The following is a 16,247-nucleotide window of genomic DNA, read 5'->3' on the forward strand; positions in this document are numbered from 1 at the left end:
TTATTGCTTGTCTGTCTTGTTGGTTGTCTACCCAAACAAAGGCATACAAGGAACTGTCACTATGCATCACAAACGTGTGAGGATATGGATCGTCGTCTTTTCGGTCTTGCTCGGCCTGACCCATTCACCCGTTCATGCCGCCGAAGAACCGTTTCCCCTTTACCCGGTCATCGAACCCAATGTGACGTTCTGGACGACTATTTATGCCCGCTATTCAACCACCCAGGCCGTCGTTCATGACAGCGTCCATCTGGATATCGTTTACGATGTGATCGACCTTAAACCGGCCGACCAGCCGGGTGCCCGGAAAACCAATCGTCGGCGGATGAAACAGGCCTGTCAACAGGTTGAGTCGATATTGAAGCGCCTGGCAAGCAACCCGCAGGCCGACGATTCCGACTGCCGACGGGTGGCGGCGCTTTTCGGATCCGGGGCTAAGGCAGGCACGTTCAACCAGGCCCGTCATCGGGTTCGCTGTCAGATCGGTCAGCGGGACCGCTTCCAGGCCGGCCTGATCCGCTCCGGGGCATACATCGACCGCATGCGTGCCATCTTGGAATCCAACGGGGTGCCCGGGGATCTGGCTTATCTGCCCCATGTGGAATCATCCTTCAACACCAACGCTTACAGTAAGTTCGGTGCTGCCGGCATGTGGCAGTTTACCCGGTCCACCGGCAAACGCTTCATGACCGTGGATTACGTGCTGGACGAGCGGCGCGATCCCATTGCCGCCGCCCGGGCGGCCGCTATGCTGCTAAAGGAAAACCACGATCGGCTGGGCAGCTGGCCCCTGGCCATCACGGCCTACAACCACGGTGCTGCCGGCATGCAGCGGGCTAAGGCCGCCCACGGTGACTATCCCGATATCTTCACCTCCTACAGAGGCCGCACCTTCAAGTTCGCTTCGAGGAATTTTTATTCCGAATTCCTGGCCGCCCGCCGGGTGGCATCCGACTACCCGCGCTATTTCGGGTCCCTGGCCCTGAATGCCCCCATTCGCTCGAGGACGGTGAGCCTGGATGGTTTTGCAGCATTCGCGGACCTCTGCCGCCATTTCGAGGTTTCCCCACACGTGCTGCGGGCCATGAATCCAGCCCTCCGGCCGCCGGTGTTCAGCGGGCAGAAGTATGTGCCCAAGGGATATGTCCTGAACCTTCCCGCTATCGCTGAACCGGACGGCGTGATGACGGCCGATGTACCTTCGAATCTGTTCAAAACGGCTCAGAAACCCAGCCGGTTCTACACTGTTCAGCGGGGGGATACGGCCGGCAAGATCGCCCGCATGCACCGGGTCAAGCTGGAAGACCTGATCCTGGCCAACAACATGGATCGGCGGGCGACCGTTTATGTCCGGCAGACCCTTCGCATTCCCCAGGCCGGGGAATCGGTTCGCAGCGAGAAAAAACCCAAACAACCGGTACCGCGGGGACCCGAGGTGCTTGTGGCGGCCCGGGACAACGATTCTGCCGTATCCGCCATTTTCGAGAACATCCCTGTGGAAAGCGATACGGTCCGGTACCGGCGTCCGGGGCCGTCTCCTGCCGATCTGCTGGCGATGGCGGACACGCAAACCGACACAGCAGCACAGGAACCGCTTGCGAACGATCCGGGAAACGGGCCAGGCATTCTCGCCGATGTCGGATTTGCCCGGATTGTCCAGGTCCGGCAGCAGCCGGTGGGCATTGTTACGGTCGAGGTCGAGGAGACCCTCGGCCATTATGCCGAGTGGGCCGGTGTTCGCGCCTCCCGGATCCGCCGCCTGAACAACCTTTCCTTCGGAGAACCGCTGCGCCTGCACCAGAAGATCAAGATCCCGCTTGATGACGTGCCTGCCGCGGATTTCGAAGCCCGACGGTACGAGTTCCACCAGCGGCTGTACGAGGATTTTTTTGCGGCCTACCGGGTCGGCGAGCTCCAGCGATACCGGGTTCAGCCGGGTGACAGCTACTGGACCCTGTGCCGGGATAAATTCGATCTTCCGCTGTGGCTGCTCAGGCACTACAATGCCGGGGTGAACCTGGCGGCATTGAGAGTTCACCAGCCGCTCACGATCCCCGCCATTGAAAGCCTTTCGGGAAACAGCCCGGAGGCGGCCGGCGGTGGAACCCTGCCGGAAGCCTGAAGCGCAACGCCATGGCTGATCCCGGCCGCCGGTTGCCGGGCGGTCTCAATCCTGCAGGCACCGTGTTTCCGTCTCCCGGAGACAGTCTGACCGCTCGGCAGGAAGATGCGCATACCCGGCCGTTCGCAGCTTGACTAGCGTAAGCAATCCCTTTATGATGCCTGTGACTCGATAATTACCGTACCCGATCAACCTCATAGAGGCCAACAGGCACTGTTTCCATGACCGATAAAATTCCTCTGCCGGCAAGGCTGGCTGCCATGTTCGTCTACAGCCGCCCGGCCCTTATTTTTGGCGGCATGGTCTGTGCCCTGGCAGTCATATGGAGCAAAAACCCGGTGGTATACACCGTCGGGGTTTCCTTTTTGATTCTCTCGATGATTTTCGATCTGGTGGATGGATGGTTCTCGGCCCGCTTCCGGCCCAACGCCCCACTTGCCCCGCTGGCGGACCGGCTCACGGACAAGCTGGTCTATTCCATCATCTTCCCGGTCATCGCCGCCGGTATGATGTGGCGCCTGCTGGTGTCGGAGACAGATCCCACCCAGGGCCAGTTGCTGCATGCAATCATTGTCCTGGTGCTCTGTGTGACCGTGCTGGTGCGGGACAGCTTTGCCTCTTTCATGCGCGGTTTCGCCATCCGCCAGGGTGTAGAGCCGGAAAGCAGCGAATACAACCGCATGCGGACCATCGTGGCCGCACCGGTCAGTGCGCTGCTGTATGCCTATGCGTTCTATATCCCCGAAGGACCGGAGTCATGGATCTATTTCCGCATCTCCTATCTGGGCAACGTCCCCCTGCGAATCCTGTTTTTCGTGGAAATCCTGTTTCTCATCATCAACCTGGGATCCATCGCCGGCTACTGCCGCAAATACGGCACCGCCTGCCTGGACGAACTGTGCTACGGGGACGAGGGGCTCAGACGGAAAATCCTGTCGGTATTTCCCAACGCCCTGACGGTGATGAACGCCCTGATGGGGCTTATCGCCGTGTTTTTTGCCTACCAGGGACGCATGCGCGAAGCCTATCTGATGATGATCGGCGCCGCTACCTTCGACAAATTGGACGGTGCCCTGGCCCGCCGGTTGGGCCTGACCGAACCCCTTCCCGATCAGCCGCCTAAAAAGAAAATCAACATGGGCAGCATCATGGACGATCTGGCCGACGCCATCAGCTTCTGCATCGTGCCGGCCTGGATATTCTACATCACCCTGAACCAGTTCGGACAAGACCGATTCGTGCATCTGCCCGTGGGGTGGATCGCCATCTTCTATGCGGTCATGGGCATGGGGCGGCTGGTCTACTTCACCCTGGACAAGACGCCGATCCCCGGCTTTTTCAAAGGTCTGCCCACACCGGCGGCGGCCATGCTGGTCATGTCGCCGCTGGTGATTTTCGACCACGCCCTGGCGCTCTCCTCCCAGCGCATCCTCTTCTGGGGGCTGTTCGCCACCGGCACGATGGTTTTTGCCGGCGTCATCATGAATCTGTATCCCATCCGCTATATCCATATGGGCCGCACCATGAGCCGGCATCCCTGGTTCGGCCGCATGAACCTGCTGCTGTTGACCGTCAGCATGTTTACCCCGGTGTTCGGCCAGATCTGCCTGGGTTACATGATCCTCTACCTGCTGTCTCCACTGTATACCTGGCGCATCAATCCCGAAGAAGCCGCCCGGGAGAACCGCCACAAGTCTGTGGCCGAAGGCTGAGCGCCGTTGTTTCCGATCGCTGTTTGCCTTGCTGACCCTGGCTGCCTGTCGCTGCACGCATCGCTTCAGAAAATGATTGGGTGGACCTAATGAAAAGCATTTGGACACTTTTTCTTCTGCTGGTTTTTTCCGTTCTGCCTGCCTTTTCTCAACCCCCCATGAGGTTCGTCTATTTCGAGAATTTCGCTCCCTATTCATGGAAGGTTGACGACCGGATGCAGGGCATTTTGATCGACATTGTCGACGCAGTCGTTCAAAGGGAAATGGGAATCGCCGTCTCCCATGAAGGGTATCCATGGAAGCGTGCCCAGAAGATGGTGGCAGCCAATGAAGCGGATGCATTCATCACCACCCCGACCAAAAAACGAAGGACCTACACGATTATCAGCAAGGAGCCGGTTACCTTACATGCCATGATGGTGTTCACTCACAAAGACAACCGGAAGGTCCGTGAGCTGAAGAAGATTGACACCATCGCGGGTCTACAGTCGTTCACCACGGTCAATTATATCGGGAACGGTTGGGCCGAAAAAGAACTGAAGGGCATCGATGTCTATTGGGTGCCGACCCTGGATCAGGCGTTGTTCCTATTGGCCAACAACAGGTATGATCTCTATGTGGGAAGCGCCACAAATGTGCGCTACAACCTGAAAAGACTGGGGTACAAGGAAACGATTGTCGCAACTCCGATCGTTCTGGATTCGATCTCCCACAACCTGTGTGTCGGAAAACAGTCCCCTTATGTGAATATCCTGCCGGCTTTTGACGAGGCCGTGCGGAAATTGCGAGAAGCCGGGGCGTTGCAAGCGATCATCGCTCGGTACGAATAGCAATGGTTTTGCTTGACAGCATCCGACGCAAATTCGTATAGGGCGTGGCCGAAGTCGGGAGACAGATCATGGAAAAAGACGACTAACCAGAAACCAGGAATGAAAATTATGAACTTATGCCCCTGCGGAAGTGAGAAAGAGTATGCCAACTGCTGCCAGCCGCTGATCAGCGGTGAGCAGGCCGCCGAAACGGCCGAGGCCCTGATGCGATCCCGCTACACGGCCCATGCAAAAAAGGAGTTCGACTATATTTTCGAGACCACGCACCCGTCCAATCGCCAGGAAGGCGACCGAAAAGGCACGGCGGCTTGGTCCAAAAAATTGGACTGGCAGCGGCTGGAGGTCCGCCATTCAGAAAACGGCGGCGCGGACGATACGGTGGGCACGGTGGAGTTTTTGGCACGCTACCGCAAAGACGGCAAGGCGTTCGATCACCATGAAGTCGCCGAATTCGTAAAGGAAGACGGCCGCTGGTATTTCAAGGACGGCCAGGCGCCGCAGCCGGTGCAGGCCATCCGCCAGGGTCCCAAAATCGGAAGAAACGATCCGTGCACCTGCGGCAGCGGCAAGAAGTACAAGAAATGCTGCGGGGCCTGAAAAAGATAGATGACGGAGGTCCCAAGTCTGAGGACGGAGGACCGATGCTGTTGCCTGAAACCCCTATGGGGCTCTTCGGAGCCGCAACATGGCGGAGGAGTGAATATGTTTATCGACCTGTTGAGATCGCGCCGGAGTATTCGTAAGTTCGAGGACAGACCCGTCGAAGCGGAGAAGGTCGACCTGCTCGTGGAGGCGGTCCTTCGGGCACCGTCTTCCCGGGGGTTCAATCCATGGGAATTCGTGGTGGTCACCGAGCCGTCGATCATCAGGCAGCTGTCGACGGCCAAACCTCACGGCGCCTCGTTTTTGGCCAACGCCCCGCTGGCCGTCGTGGTCTGCGCGGATCCGGGCAAATCGGATGTGTGGGTAGAAGATGCCTCCATTGCCGCCATCATCCTGCACCTGGCGGCCACCGACCTCGGACTGGGCAGCTGCTGGATCCAGCTGCGCAAGCGCGATCACGACGACTCGCAGACCGCCGGCGAATTCGCGGCCGGCGTTCTGGGCCTGCCGGCGGAATTGGCGGTATCGGCCATCATGGCCATCGGCTATCCGGCCCAGCAGCCGTCTCCCCATCCGGCCGCCTCCCTTCAGTACGACAAGGTGAGCGTCAATCGTTACGGCAACAAAGCATGACGGGCATGCGTCACTTCAAGGGCAACGGCCGCCGGTACCCCGGCAGCCGTCGACAGGCACCCTCGAGGTGAACGGTCAGGCGGGACCGAAGGCGCTTTCGAAGAGATCGCGCAAGGCTTTCTTGCCGTCATCGGTGAGATTCCGGGTGCCGGTGCCCGCAAAGGTGTTTTTCTCGATTTTCGGCATTCCTGCCGTCCACCGGTTGCCCTCCCAGACAAACCAGCCCTTGCGATCCTGATCGTAGACGTGCACCGGCCGGTTGAACAGCTTGGCCAGTTCCACGCCCCAGCCGGTCCCCCCTTTGACCGTGTCATCCGGCTGAATCCAGCCCACGGCGATTACATGATATCCGCTGTTGACCATGTGAAAAAGGGTCTGGATCACCTTGCGAATCTTGTTGGCCTGGGCGAATTTGCGACCCATGCGGGCCGAGACGATCTCCATGCTCACGTTTCCCTTGTCCAGCTGTTCGGGGGTCAGCTCGCGGACACCCCGGGAGCGTTCGGTGCTGTGCCCCTCGAATGAAAAGTTGACTTCCTGGATGCCCCAGGCTTCGGCCAGTCGGCCGAATTCGGATTCGGCACCTTTGTGACCGCCGCTGTAGAGGGTGATATGGGAACGATCTGCCATCATTTTCTCCTTTGGAAATAGGTGTTGGTGTTAAGAAAAAAAAGGCCCGTTCGAGACGGGCGCCCGGGTCTGTCAATCACTCTCCCGACAAACAACGGCACCCCACCGGTCCCGGCGGGGTGCGCTGGAAATAGTAAGTGCGGAATCGGGGATTGCAAGCGCAGGAAGCCTGTTTATTCCAAAATAATACAATTTAACCGGCGGCTCGTCCCGGCCCGCGTGAAAATCTCGATTGCATGCCCCCCCTTTTACGGTGTATCGTTGGTTGGCACTCGATGCCGCGGTTCAACCATTGGTCGAAATGAATGCGGTTTTGCCCCATTCGCGTCTTATCGGAGGCGTACCATGTCCAAATCAAGAGACACGAAGAAAGATAACAAGAAAAAACCTGCCCAGACGCCGAAGGAAAAGAAAAAAAGCAAACAGGAAAAGAAGCGGCCCCACAGCGCTTATGAACCCGGATAGGTGGCATGGTTTTCAGGTTGAGCGCGGTTGATCCCGCCCGCTTCAGCGGTGTGCCTGCCGCGTGTCGCGGCTGCAGTCGTCAACCGCTTGTGACCGGTGCGTTACGGTTCCGGCAGGATCTCCTTGACCCGCCCCACCTGGCCGTCGGTCAGGCGCACCTTGATGCCGTGGGGATGATAAGGGGAGCGGGTGAGTACCGCGTCGACCGTGCCCCGGGTGAGGTGGCCGCTGCGCTGGTCGGCTTTGCGTACGATGTCGACCGCGGTGCCGGGTCGGATGTTTTTCCGGTATTGACCGTCCATCCTGCCTTTGCTCCTGGTTGGCGCGAGTTCAGTTTCGGCTGCGGCGGTCCAGGTATTCCAGCAGATCCGTCATGGCCTCGGTGGCGTCCCGCTGCGACACGGCCCGGCGGATTTCCACGATCCGCTTGAGTTCTTCCTTGTCGAGCAGCAATTCCTCTTTGCGCGTGCCGCTCAAGCGGATGTCGATGGCCGGGAAAATCCGGTGTTCGGCGCAGTCGCGGCTGAGGACCAGGTCCATATTGCCGGTTCCCTTGAACTCCTGGTAAATGATGTCGTCCATCCGGCTGCCGGTCTCCACAAGAATGGTGGCGATGATCGTCAGCGACCCGCCGCCTTCGATATTCCTGGCGGCGCCGAAGATCTTGCGCGGCACCTCCATGGCGTTGGCGCCGAGCCCGCCCGAGAGCGTCCGGCCATAGCTCTCCGTCTCGGCGTTGAACGCCCGCGCCATGCGGGTCAGCGAATCGATGAAAACCACCGTGTCCCTGCCGACTTCCGCACATCGCATGGCGGTGTGCACCGCCAGACGGGTCATGCGCATATGCTGGCCGATACTCTGGTCAACTGACGAGTAGAGCACGTGGGCATCCTTGAGTCCCCGCCTGAAATCGGTCACCTCTTCCGGGCGTTCGTTGACCAGCAGGATGAACACCTCCATTTCCGGGTCATTGGCGGTGACCGAGTTGGCCATGTGGCGCAAAAGGGTCGTTTTTCCCGACTTGGGCGGAGAGATGATCAGGCCCCGCTGCCCGCGTCCGATGGGGACGATGAGGTCGAGGGCCTGGCCGGTGAGGTCCTTGGGCCCCTGGGACATGCGCAGCCTCTGATCGGGGTTGATGCTGGTCATGGTGTGCATGGTTTCGGTCCGGGCATACTGCTCCAGGGTCAGGCCGTTGACCCGCTCCACGGCCGCCAGCTTCAGGTTCTGGTTGCCGGGGTTGCCGGGCTCCCCCCGTCCCTCGATGAAGGTCCCCTCCCGCAGGCCGAATTTGCTGATCATGTACGCCGGAACAAAGGTGTCTTCCGGGCCGGCCTGGTAATTGTTGTCGATGTTTCGGAGAAAACCGAATCCTTTGTCGAGTATCTCAAGGTGTCCGCTTACCGGTTCCACTGGTCGACTCCCGGGCTTATTCTTGTTCATGAGCGTCCCTGTAAGGCATGATCTCGATCCAGTACCCGTCGGGATCCGAAATGAAGTACAGACCCATGCCTTCGTTCTCGTAGCAGATACAGCCCATCCGGCTGTGCAGCGCATGGGCGCTGTCGTAGTCATCCACATGAAAGGCCAGGTGAATTTCGTTGTCCCCCAGGTCATAGGGCGCTTCCCGGTCCTTGAGCCAGGTGAGTTCCAACTGGTGCTGGCTGCGCCCGTCACCCAGATAGACCAGGGTGAAGTCGGGATTGTCCCAGCGGCGGGTTTCCGCCAGGTTGAGCGCCTTTTTGTAAAAGTCGAGGCTCTTGTCGAGGTCGAGGACATTGATGTTGTTGTGGGCAAAAGTGAATTCCATTGACGCAACAATCCTTTCCTAATAATTGAAATGCTCGGCTCATTCGGATTCGTCGAGTTGTCGGGGCCGGAATGGGGATGACACTGAACCGGTATGGTCAGCGCACCCGCCGCGGTTGGCGACGGGGAATCTCAAAAATGAATACCCTTGCGATAGTTGTCAAACCGGCGGGATTTTCGCTACATTGGTGCTGGCGATGTAAACTTGCTGAAATTGCCGACTGAGTGGAGGTTATAATAGACCAGTTGGACGGCGATGACAACCTTAATCGCGTGCCTCCCGCCGATTGATCGCCCGGGGTGAAGCGCAATGCCGTGACAGGCGCCGGCAATCGTCCGCTGCCTGTGCTGCAGGCTTCGCATCAGGCGATGGGCCGCGCCCCCGCTTCATCCAGCGGGAAACTCGCAAACAGGAGCCCGACATGATTGACGGTGAACGGTTCGACCCTTTCAACAACCGGCTGTGCCGCAATGTCCGCAACGCGCTGTCGGAAAATTTCAAGACGGTCCTGGAACAAAACAGCATGCAGCCGGTGCGGCGCGTGGCCGGTTTTTTCCTGAACGACCCGCTGCCGCCGTATGTCAGGACCTATATCGACCGGCGCCTGGCCGCCTATGAACGGGTGCTGGCGACTGTCCGGAGCCATGGGCTTGACCATCCGCTGGACATCGCCGTCGCTATCTGGGACCAGCGCCTTTTTTTTGAAACCCACGAGTATCTCGAACCGCACTGGATGACCGCCGGGGGGGACGACAAAAAGCTGCTCCAGGCGATCATCCGGGCAGCCGGTGCATACGTCCACCTGGAGCAGGGGAATCTTACCGGGGCCAGGCGCATTGCCGCCAAGGCGGTGGCCGTGCTGGAACATTACCCGGACCGGTTGGCCCCCTTTGCCGACCCCCGGCTGCTTCTGGCCAAGCTCAGGTCCCTGGACCCCGAGCCGCCGACGCTTGCCGGAACGGCCGGGCCGGTCGACCGCCCGTCGCCGACAACCGGCCGCCTGTGACCCGGCCGCGTCACATCAACCCCAGTTCCACCAGCAGGGCGTATACCCCCGAATGGCGAAGGCGGATGCGGATGAACTCGGCGATGGTGGGCTGCCAGGGGCGATGGCGCAGGGCCATTCCGGCTTCCCGGGGCAATAATGCACCCTTCTTGTGGTTGCAGGCCCGGCAGCAGGCCACGCAATTGTCAAAATCGGTTTTCCCGCCCCGCGACCGCGGAACGACGTGGTCGATGGTGATCGGCCTGGCCTTCGACCCGCAATAGGCACAGGCGAACCGGTCCCGGGCCAGGACGTTGCGGCGCGAAAAGGGCACGCGGCCGCGGTAGACGCTTCTCACCACCTTGACCAGCACGGCCACCGCCGGCGCCCGGAACGTGCGATTCACTCCCTGAATCACCCGGTCGGAAAATTTCAGGACCCTGACTTTCTCGGCAACCATCAGGCCCATGGCTCTTTTCCAGTCAACCAGGCCGAGAAAGGAATAGTCTCCGTTAAGCAAGACACACGATCCGTCCATGGTACCGCTTCCTTTGTTGTATGGGTTGCTGCAGTCTGGTCAGTCAGGGTTCGAAAGCATTGTCTTAAGATGGTATCCTGGCGTTAAAAATTGATTAGATTGAAAAAATCATAGTTCAAGAGCCGGTTCTAAAGCGTTTCAGTTTGGTCAAGATCAAGGCGGGCGATCATTTCAAACGCAGGCATACGTGGGGTATGTCGAGGATTGAAATGTGAGCCCAACGCCGATATTGGCCGAAATGGGGCGCTTTAGTAATTCCAGCCCATTATCCCCATGCCGAATATATTGGCGGCAATGGCGATCGCGTAAAGGGTGGATACGGTGATGATCTTGGCCCGCATGGTTTTCATGCCGATCACCAGCAGGGCCGCCACGTAAAAATGGAAGTAACCGAAGAGAAAAATCAGCCAGACGCCCGTAAAGGAGCGGTGCCAGAAAGGATACTCCCACACCAGGTGACCGCCCATGTTGAGCAGCACTTCCACGAAAACGCAAAAGAGTGAATACCCGATGGCCCAGAACCACCGGTTGGGCAAACCCAGGATCTTTTCATCCCGGTCCTCGGAGATGGTGTTGGCGTAGATGATGCCCGAGATGGCGAACATGAACATGATTTCGATGTTCCAGCCGACCATGGTGCGCAGGGCCGTTTCGCCGGGGGCGGTCCAGAAGGCCGAGCGGCCGGTGAATACCAGGACCCAGCCGTTCCAGGTTTCGTTGATGAAATCCATGCCGAAAACGGTCAGGCCGGCGAAGACCACGTTCCAGTCGCCGCCGGCCCGGGCTTTTTTGATCTCCAGGGTGTAGATGTAAAAGGTGTAGGCCAGCAGGGGGATTACGTACCACTTGAGCATGGACAGATCGCGAAGGCCTTCCAGTGCCTGCCGGGATGCCGGTGTCATGAGCTACCTCCATCTTTTGTAAGGCAATCTGCAGGAAACGAAAAATCGGAGAAGGAAGGTGTGAGTAAATCGATTTTAGGCGTGTTTGTCAATCTGAAATCGGGTTCATTGGCAGATCGGAATTTTTACGAGCCTCACTGGAGGGCTTTGCGCTCAGTCGTTTGAAGGCCGGGGCGTGGGGGCGGCGGGCGTCGAATCGGCGGCAGGTGTGTAAAAATTAAATAATATCGAATGGTTGATTCTATACCGACCCACATGTGATCAACATTTAACTTCAACACCCATTGAATATCAGAGGTTTTGAGAGGTGCCAATGTCGTTCGTTTTCAGTTAGTTGCGTAGACCCTTTATCTATATTTAATTGAATCATGCATTAACCATTTTGGTATGGATTTGAATCCTCAATAAACGTGGAATATTGGCAATATCCCTCAGTCCAGCCTACCTCATATTTGTTCTCCTTTGCCACGTCCCAATCGTATCACATCCTAAATAAAAATCTGGATTGGTTTTGGGGGCAGGTCAGGTGGTTTATGCCAATCAAGTGTATCCGTTTATAGACTGCTGACGATTGGTACTATTTAGTTGACATGGAAACTATTTTGGCATATTGGTTGACATGGAAACTAAATGCCCCTTTGAGGTGCGGCCGAGAAATGAAGAAAAGGAATCAAAAGCCAGTTCAGCGGAATGTAAAAAGTCCGTCACCGCCTGAAGATGTGACACAAATCGTTCAAGGATTATTAAAATGTGGCCATTTTCTTCAAAGGGAAATGAACCAGGTTTGTCAACGATTTGGTCTGAAACAGCAACAGTTTAGCGTTTTGAACGAAATTATCTGGCATGGGCCGCTCACTCAGAAAGAGCTTGGTGAGAGGTTACTTTTTGAAAAATCAAACGTCTCGAAAATAGTGAAGATTCTATTTGAGAGGAAATGGATTGGAGTTGCAGTTGCCACCCATGATCGTCGTTTGACGCTGCTTTCCGAAACGCCTGAAGGTTTTGCTACCTGGGAAAAAAGCATGCAAGCCTTTAGGGAATCAAGCTCTGAACTTATATCAATTTTATCCGAAAACGAGCAGCTCAACGCCATAAGATTTTTAAATACATTGCAGAATGCGTTCAAAAGAAAATGAGTCTTATAGGGGGAATCATGATACGCGAAAAAGTACGGTTTCTGGGTTGCGGGTTCAACAAGGCAAAGTATGCCGGTCAAATGAAATACTGTATTGAGCACGGACTTGACTTTGGCATATACAAATTGGGTCCCCGCCGAATCAAGAAAATGGTCCAGCGCAAGTTTGGCATCGAATTGGAAATTGAAGGCAAAGACCTGCTTGCCATTGCCAGGGAAGCCCAAGAAATCGTTTACAATTAAGGTGTCAATACGGATTAGTTATTGACCAGCTTATATTGCATAATTTTTTCTTATTTTTGATGTGTTCATTTTGATTGCAGGAAACCTGCTATCTCGTGCACGGGCATCGGGGGGGGAATGGATCTCATCCGAATGGGAATTATCGCCGGGGTATTGGGGACGTTGATGATGGATTCATTGAATCATCTCTTCGCCCGATATGGGGTGATCTTGAAGATAGACGTGCGGATTATTGGCAGGATGGCCGTGGGATGGGCAAAAGGCCGCTTTCGGTATACCCATCCGAAAGAAATGGAGCCCGCCCCCAACGAGATCGTCTATGGCTATTTCACACATTATGCTATCGGAGTGGGGTTCGCGATCCCGTTCGTACTCGGTTGGGATCTCCTGGTTGGCGGACCCGTGTCACCGATTTGGACATTTGTCTATGGCGTCACGACAACGGTAGCCTCTCTGTTTATTGTATTTCCTTCGATGGGGTTTGGCATATTTGGTTTGCGGTCTCCCGAAGGTGTCAAAAGCTCTTTATCGAGCCTGGCTAATCACGCGTTCTTTGGCGTAGGTATGGCGGTTGCGGTTGCACTCGCCTGAGCATCCCCGAGAAATCACCGCCACGATTTGTGGACTCTGCACACTGCGACCATTAGTTCTCAGGAAAAGGAAATCTCGAAGGCAAGAATCTACCGTAGTTGTATCTACTAAAATAGATCTGCATAAAAAAAGGGGGAAAAGTAGTCAAAATGCACCATAAGAAGATGTTGTCAGACCGATCAACATATTAAGCAGTGCAAATTTGTATAATGCACAGTAATTATTAAAAATATTGTGTTTTAGGCGGCGGGAGTCGAACCCGCGTCTTCCTATAGCGGATTGCGCATGATTGTCAGGAATGCAAAGGACGCAGCCGCTCCAGATGTTCCCCGAGCCAGATTAATTCAGTCTTGATCTCCGGATACTTGACCTGCCCTTTAGTAGGCAAAACCATATCCTTGAAGATGTCTGATAAATGATGCCCTCCGCCTGTCCCCGCCCTTTCGCCGGTTGTCAGGCCAGCGGCGGGGGAGGGGGCGGCAATTCGCCGCGCTCCAGGGCTTCCCGGGCAGCCTTGACCGGTATGCCCGCTTCGCAGGGCACGCCGACCTGGCAAAGGCCGCATCCGTAGCCCTCGAACCGATAGGCCTTTTTAACGTGTTCCCGCGAGCGGACCAGGTGCAGCCGGCATTTTTCCTTGTCGTGGCCGGCTTCGGTAATGGCCCGGGCCGGACAGCGGTCGATGCATTTGCCGCAGGTTCCGTCGGCAAAATAAAGGCAATAGGCCCGGTGGTCCGCATACGGCCGGGGGGTCGGCGCGATGGCGATCCTGGCCACGACAGACCCGGCCCGCATGGCTTTGCCCCTGGCGGTGATGAGGCCGTCGCACAAACCGAAGGTGCCCAGGCCGGCCGCGTGGGCGGCGTGGCGCTCGGACCAGGAAGATGCGTAGGAGAAGCGTGCTGACTTGACGATCGTCCAGTTGGGCGCCAGCATCGGCGCGACGGCGGCATGTCCGGATGCTTCCAGGCGGGCGACCACATGCTTGCGCAGTTCGGCGTTGAAGGCTTCACCATGTACCCTGATGCGGGCCCATTCTTCGGATGGATAGGTTCTGGCCCGGCGGTTGGTCGTGCGGACCTGCTGCCGCTGAGGCAATATCCACGAGATGACGGTCAGCTGCTCCGCACTAGCATTTTCCTCGGGGCAATGCTGGTTGAAGACTTCCCAAGGCGTCCAGTGAAAGGCGCCGACATACTCCTTGTACTGCTGCCAGATCGGGTCTGCGCCCGAGGCGAATCCCACCAGCGCCGTGTCCCAGGCGGGATCCGCGGCGTCGTTCTGCATCGTGTTGTGGGGCGATGTGGAAATGAATTCATGAATCAGGTTTTCCATCCATGCTGCCTTGCTGTCGACCTTTTCTGCCATGCGGACCCCTCGCTGATTCTTGTTTAAGATTGCCACCAGCCATGCGCAACGATGGCCTGACCCACTGATACCACTTTTGGTGCCCGTTTCGTCAAGTGATTCCCGTGTTCTCTGCATGACTGGCTGGATCGGCCCCAAGCCGACAGCCGCGATTATCGATCCGAAGGCTGCGTGACATTCGGCCGGCTTTCTGATATGCCTTGCCGCCTGACATACCCTGTTTCCGAGTATCCGTTGAAAGCGCCGCCTTGCTGCGCAACTTTTTTCAGCAGGAGGAGAGATGGAACAATTCACCCAAGCCCAGATCGATGCCCTTTCCACGTTCGTTGACCCGGACCGCTTTTCCACCGGCCAGTCCAACCGCGAGCTTCACATCAAGGACATCTCCCCGCACCGGGGCAAGCTGCCCGCCGGCGTCATCTGGCCGACCCGCACCGAAGAGGTGGCTGCCATCCTGACGTATACCTATGCCCAGGGCATTCCCGTCACGCCATGGGGGGCCGGCACCAGCACCGAAGGCAACCCGCTGCCGATGCGCGGCGGTCTGGTGATGGACATGACCCGCATGAACCGGATCATCGCCATCCGGCCCCAGGATCTCCAGGCCGATGTCCAGCCCGGGGTGTTCCGCAAAACCCTCAACGCCCAAACCGGCAGATCGGGGCTCTTTTTCCCGCCGGACCCCGGTGCCGACGCCACCATCGGCGGCATGATCGCCAACAATGCCTCGGGCGTGCAGACCATCCGGTACGGCGCCACCAAGGATTACGTGATGCGCCTCGTGGTGGTGCTGCCCGACGGGCGGGTGATTCACACCGGCGGAAAGGCGCACAAATCCTCGTCGGGATACGATCTTACCCGACTCTTCGTGGGATCCGAGGGAACCCTGGGGGTGGTGACCGAGGCCACCTTGAAGCTGGCCGGGATCCCCGTTGCCCACCTGGCCGCCACGGCGACGTTCGACTCCCTGGAGGCGGCCTCGGAAACCGTGGCGGTGCTCATGGGCTCGGGACTGGCCCCGGCAGCGCTGGAACTGCTTACCCCGGAACTCATCGCGCTGATGAACCGGGAAAAGGACCTGGGACTTGCCGAAAAGCCGTCCCTGTTCTGCGAGTTTCACGGCATCAGCGAAGCGGTGCTGACCGAGACGGCCGCAATGGCCGAAACGCTGTGCCGGGACGGCGGCGCCCGTGGCTTTACCACCGGCGTCAAGGAACGCGAGCGAAAGGAGCTGTGGCGGGCCCGCCACGAGGCTTGGGAGACCATTCACCGGGCCTACCCGGGGCGGGAGACGCTGATCGTCGACGCGGCGGTACCCATCTCCAGCTATCCACAGATGGTTCTTTTTTCCCAGCGGCAGCTGGATGAAAAAAAGGCCGTGGGGTTTGTTTTCGGCCATGCCGGGGACGGCAACCTGCACGTGGTCATGGTGGGTGACCCGGCCGATGAGGCGGAGTGGGCCACTCTCGAGGCGATCAACCACAACATCGTCCACCGGGCGGTGGAAGTGGGCGGAACCTGTACCGGCGAGCACGGCATCGGTGTCGGCAAGCGTCAGTTCATGCAGCTGGAGCACGGCGAGGGCTATGCGCTGATGAAGCAGATCAAGGACCTGATGGATCCCAAGGGATTGATGAACCCGGAAAAGATGTTTCTGTAGACACCCGGTTCGAGACATCC

17 protein-coding genes are annotated in these 16,247 nt (G+C 57.7%); 10 read left to right on the forward strand and 7 right to left on the reverse strand.

Annotated features, from left to right (window positions below; all coding sequences use genetic code 11):
• Positions 1-61 precede the first annotated feature (61 nt).
• The 5 genes from ACZCED_RS03855 (at position 62) to ACZCED_RS03875 (ending at position 5,900) form a co-directional block, all read left to right on the forward strand.
• Entirely contained in the window at positions 62-2,122 is a 2,061-nt protein-coding gene (locus tag ACZCED_RS03855; protein WP_464860243.1) for a LysM peptidoglycan-binding domain-containing protein, read from the forward strand.
• A 221-nt stretch (positions 2,123-2,343) separates the two neighbouring features.
• Positions 2,344-3,834 (forward strand): CDP-alcohol phosphatidyltransferase family protein, encoded by a 1,491-nt coding sequence (locus ACZCED_RS03860; RefSeq protein ID WP_462969092.1) that lies wholly within the window; start codon positions 2,344-2,346, stop codon positions 3,832-3,834.
• 89 nt (positions 3,835-3,923) lie between these two features.
• A complete protein-coding gene (locus ACZCED_RS03865; RefSeq protein ID WP_464860244.1) occupies positions 3,924-4,664 on the forward strand; it encodes a substrate-binding periplasmic protein in 741 nt (246 codons plus the stop codon).
• A 108-nt stretch (positions 4,665-4,772) separates the two neighbouring features.
• Positions 4,773-5,261: a YchJ family protein gene (locus ACZCED_RS03870; protein WP_462969090.1), complete on the forward strand. Its 489-nt coding sequence runs from the start codon at positions 4,773-4,775 to the stop codon at positions 5,259-5,261.
• Between the two features lie 105 nt (positions 5,262-5,366).
• Positions 5,367-5,900 carry a nitroreductase family protein gene (locus tag ACZCED_RS03875; RefSeq protein ID WP_462969089.1) on the forward strand — a complete coding sequence of 178 codons (534 nt, stop codon included), beginning with the start codon at positions 5,367-5,369 and terminating at the stop codon, positions 5,898-5,900.
• Positions 5,901-5,975: 75 nt separating this feature from the next.
• On the opposite strand, the gene ACZCED_RS03880 is transcribed toward ACZCED_RS03875, so the two are convergent.
• The 4 genes from ACZCED_RS03880 to ACZCED_RS03895 form a co-directional block, all read right to left on the reverse strand.
• Positions 5,976-6,530: a hypothetical protein gene (locus ACZCED_RS03880; protein WP_462969088.1), complete on the reverse strand. Its 555-nt coding sequence runs from the start codon at positions 6,528-6,530 to the stop codon at positions 5,976-5,978.
• 566 nt (positions 6,531-7,096) lie between these two features.
• Positions 7,097-7,297 (reverse strand): YwbE family protein, encoded by a 201-nt coding sequence (locus ACZCED_RS03885; RefSeq protein ID WP_462969087.1) that lies wholly within the window; start codon positions 7,295-7,297, stop codon positions 7,097-7,099.
• A 28-nt stretch (positions 7,298-7,325) separates the two neighbouring features.
• Positions 7,326-8,438, reverse strand: a complete 1,113-nt coding sequence (rho, locus tag ACZCED_RS03890) for a transcription termination factor Rho (protein WP_462969086.1) — start codon at positions 8,436-8,438, stop codon at positions 7,326-7,328.
• Entirely contained in the window at positions 8,425-8,805 is a 381-nt protein-coding gene (locus tag ACZCED_RS03895; protein ID WP_462969085.1) for a VOC family protein, read from the reverse strand. Before ACZCED_RS03895 ends, rho begins: the two co-directional genes overlap by 14 nt.
• 421 nt (positions 8,806-9,226) lie before the next feature.
• On the opposite strand from ACZCED_RS03895, the gene ACZCED_RS03900 reads away from it, so the two are divergent.
• The gene (locus ACZCED_RS03900; protein ID WP_462969084.1) at positions 9,227-9,811 is read left to right on the forward strand and encodes a DUF309 domain-containing protein; all 585 of its coding nucleotides are present in this window, start codon (positions 9,227-9,229) and stop codon (positions 9,809-9,811) included.
• A 10-nt stretch (positions 9,812-9,821) separates the two neighbouring features.
• On the opposite strand, the gene ACZCED_RS03905 is transcribed toward ACZCED_RS03900, so the two are convergent.
• The gene (locus tag ACZCED_RS03905; protein WP_464860245.1) at positions 9,822-10,328 is read right to left on the reverse strand and encodes an HNH endonuclease; all 507 of its coding nucleotides are present in this window, start codon (positions 10,326-10,328) and stop codon (positions 9,822-9,824) included.
• Positions 10,329-10,576: 248 nt separating this feature from the next.
• Entirely contained in the window at positions 10,577-11,230 is a 654-nt protein-coding gene (locus ACZCED_RS03910) for a hypothetical protein (RefSeq protein ID WP_462969082.1), read from the reverse strand.
• Between the two features lie 656 nt (positions 11,231-11,886).
• Between ACZCED_RS03910 and ACZCED_RS03915 the strand changes: the two genes are divergently transcribed.
• The 3 genes from ACZCED_RS03915 (at position 11,887) to ACZCED_RS03925 (ending at position 13,199) form a co-directional block, all read left to right on the forward strand.
• Positions 11,887-12,366, forward strand: a complete 480-nt coding sequence (locus ACZCED_RS03915) for a MarR family winged helix-turn-helix transcriptional regulator (protein WP_464860246.1) — start codon at positions 11,887-11,889, stop codon at positions 12,364-12,366.
• A gap of 17 nt (positions 12,367-12,383) precedes the next feature.
• Positions 12,384-12,608 (forward strand): hypothetical protein, encoded by a 225-nt coding sequence (locus ACZCED_RS03920; protein WP_464860247.1) that lies wholly within the window; start codon positions 12,384-12,386, stop codon positions 12,606-12,608.
• A gap of 132 nt (positions 12,609-12,740) precedes the next feature.
• The gene (locus tag ACZCED_RS03925; protein ID WP_462969079.1) at positions 12,741-13,199 is read left to right on the forward strand and encodes a DUF2938 family protein; all 459 of its coding nucleotides are present in this window, start codon (positions 12,741-12,743) and stop codon (positions 13,197-13,199) included.
• Positions 13,200-13,652: 453 nt separating this feature from the next.
• On the opposite strand, the gene ACZCED_RS03930 is transcribed toward ACZCED_RS03925, so the two are convergent.
• Complete coding sequence (locus tag ACZCED_RS03930; protein ID WP_462967593.1) at positions 13,653-14,567, reverse strand: epoxyqueuosine reductase; 915 nt, start codon at positions 14,565-14,567, stop codon at positions 13,653-13,655.
• Positions 14,568-14,847: 280 nt separating this feature from the next.
• Here ACZCED_RS03930 and ACZCED_RS03935 point away from each other — a divergent pair, with 280 nt between their 5' ends.
• Positions 14,848-16,227, forward strand: a complete 1,380-nt coding sequence (locus ACZCED_RS03935) for an FAD-binding oxidoreductase (protein WP_464860248.1) — start codon at positions 14,848-14,850, stop codon at positions 16,225-16,227.
• Positions 16,228-16,247: the final 20 nt, after the last annotated feature.

Source organism: Desulfosarcina sp., assembly GCF_055467485.1.

Coding starts and splice junctions, on each gene's coding strand:
- ACZCED_RS03905 (WP_464860245.1), bottom strand. CDS start 10,328: ATGGACGGATCGTGTGTCTTGCTTAACGGAGACTATTCCTTTCTCGGC.
- rho (WP_462969086.1), bottom strand. CDS start 8,438: ATGAACAAGAATAAGCCCGGGAGTCGACCAGTGGAACCGGTAAGCGGA.
- ACZCED_RS03895 (WP_462969085.1), bottom strand. CDS start 8,805: ATGGAATTCACTTTTGCCCACAACAACATCAATGTCCTCGACCTCGAC.
- ACZCED_RS03885 (WP_462969087.1), bottom strand. CDS start 7,297: ATGGACGGTCAATACCGGAAAAACATCCGACCCGGCACCGCGGTCGAC.
- ACZCED_RS03855 (WP_464860243.1), top strand. CDS start 62: ATGCATCACAAACGTGTGAGGATATGGATCGTCGTCTTTTCGGTCTTG.
- ACZCED_RS03900 (WP_462969084.1), top strand. CDS start 9,227: ATGATTGACGGTGAACGGTTCGACCCTTTCAACAACCGGCTGTGCCGC.
- ACZCED_RS03910 (WP_462969082.1), bottom strand. CDS start 11,230: ATGACACCGGCATCCCGGCAGGCACTGGAAGGCCTTCGCGATCTGTCC.
- ACZCED_RS03865 (WP_464860244.1), top strand. CDS start 3,924: ATGAAAAGCATTTGGACACTTTTTCTTCTGCTGGTTTTTTCCGTTCTG.
- ACZCED_RS03925 (WP_462969079.1), top strand. CDS start 12,741: ATGGGAATTATCGCCGGGGTATTGGGGACGTTGATGATGGATTCATTG.
- ACZCED_RS03880 (WP_462969088.1), bottom strand. CDS start 6,530: ATGGCAGATCGTTCCCATATCACCCTCTACAGCGGCGGTCACAAAGGT.
- ACZCED_RS03870 (WP_462969090.1), top strand. CDS start 4,773: ATGAACTTATGCCCCTGCGGAAGTGAGAAAGAGTATGCCAACTGCTGC.
- ACZCED_RS03915 (WP_464860246.1), top strand. CDS start 11,887: ATGAAGAAAAGGAATCAAAAGCCAGTTCAGCGGAATGTAAAAAGTCCG.
- ACZCED_RS03935 (WP_464860248.1), top strand. CDS start 14,848: ATGGAACAATTCACCCAAGCCCAGATCGATGCCCTTTCCACGTTCGTT.
- ACZCED_RS03920 (WP_464860247.1), top strand. CDS start 12,384: ATGATACGCGAAAAAGTACGGTTTCTGGGTTGCGGGTTCAACAAGGCA.
- ACZCED_RS03875 (WP_462969089.1), top strand. CDS start 5,367: ATGTTTATCGACCTGTTGAGATCGCGCCGGAGTATTCGTAAGTTCGAG.
- ACZCED_RS03860 (WP_462969092.1), top strand. CDS start 2,344: ATGACCGATAAAATTCCTCTGCCGGCAAGGCTGGCTGCCATGTTCGTC.
- ACZCED_RS03930 (WP_462967593.1), bottom strand. CDS start 14,567: ATGGCAGAAAAGGTCGACAGCAAGGCAGCATGGATGGAAAACCTGATT.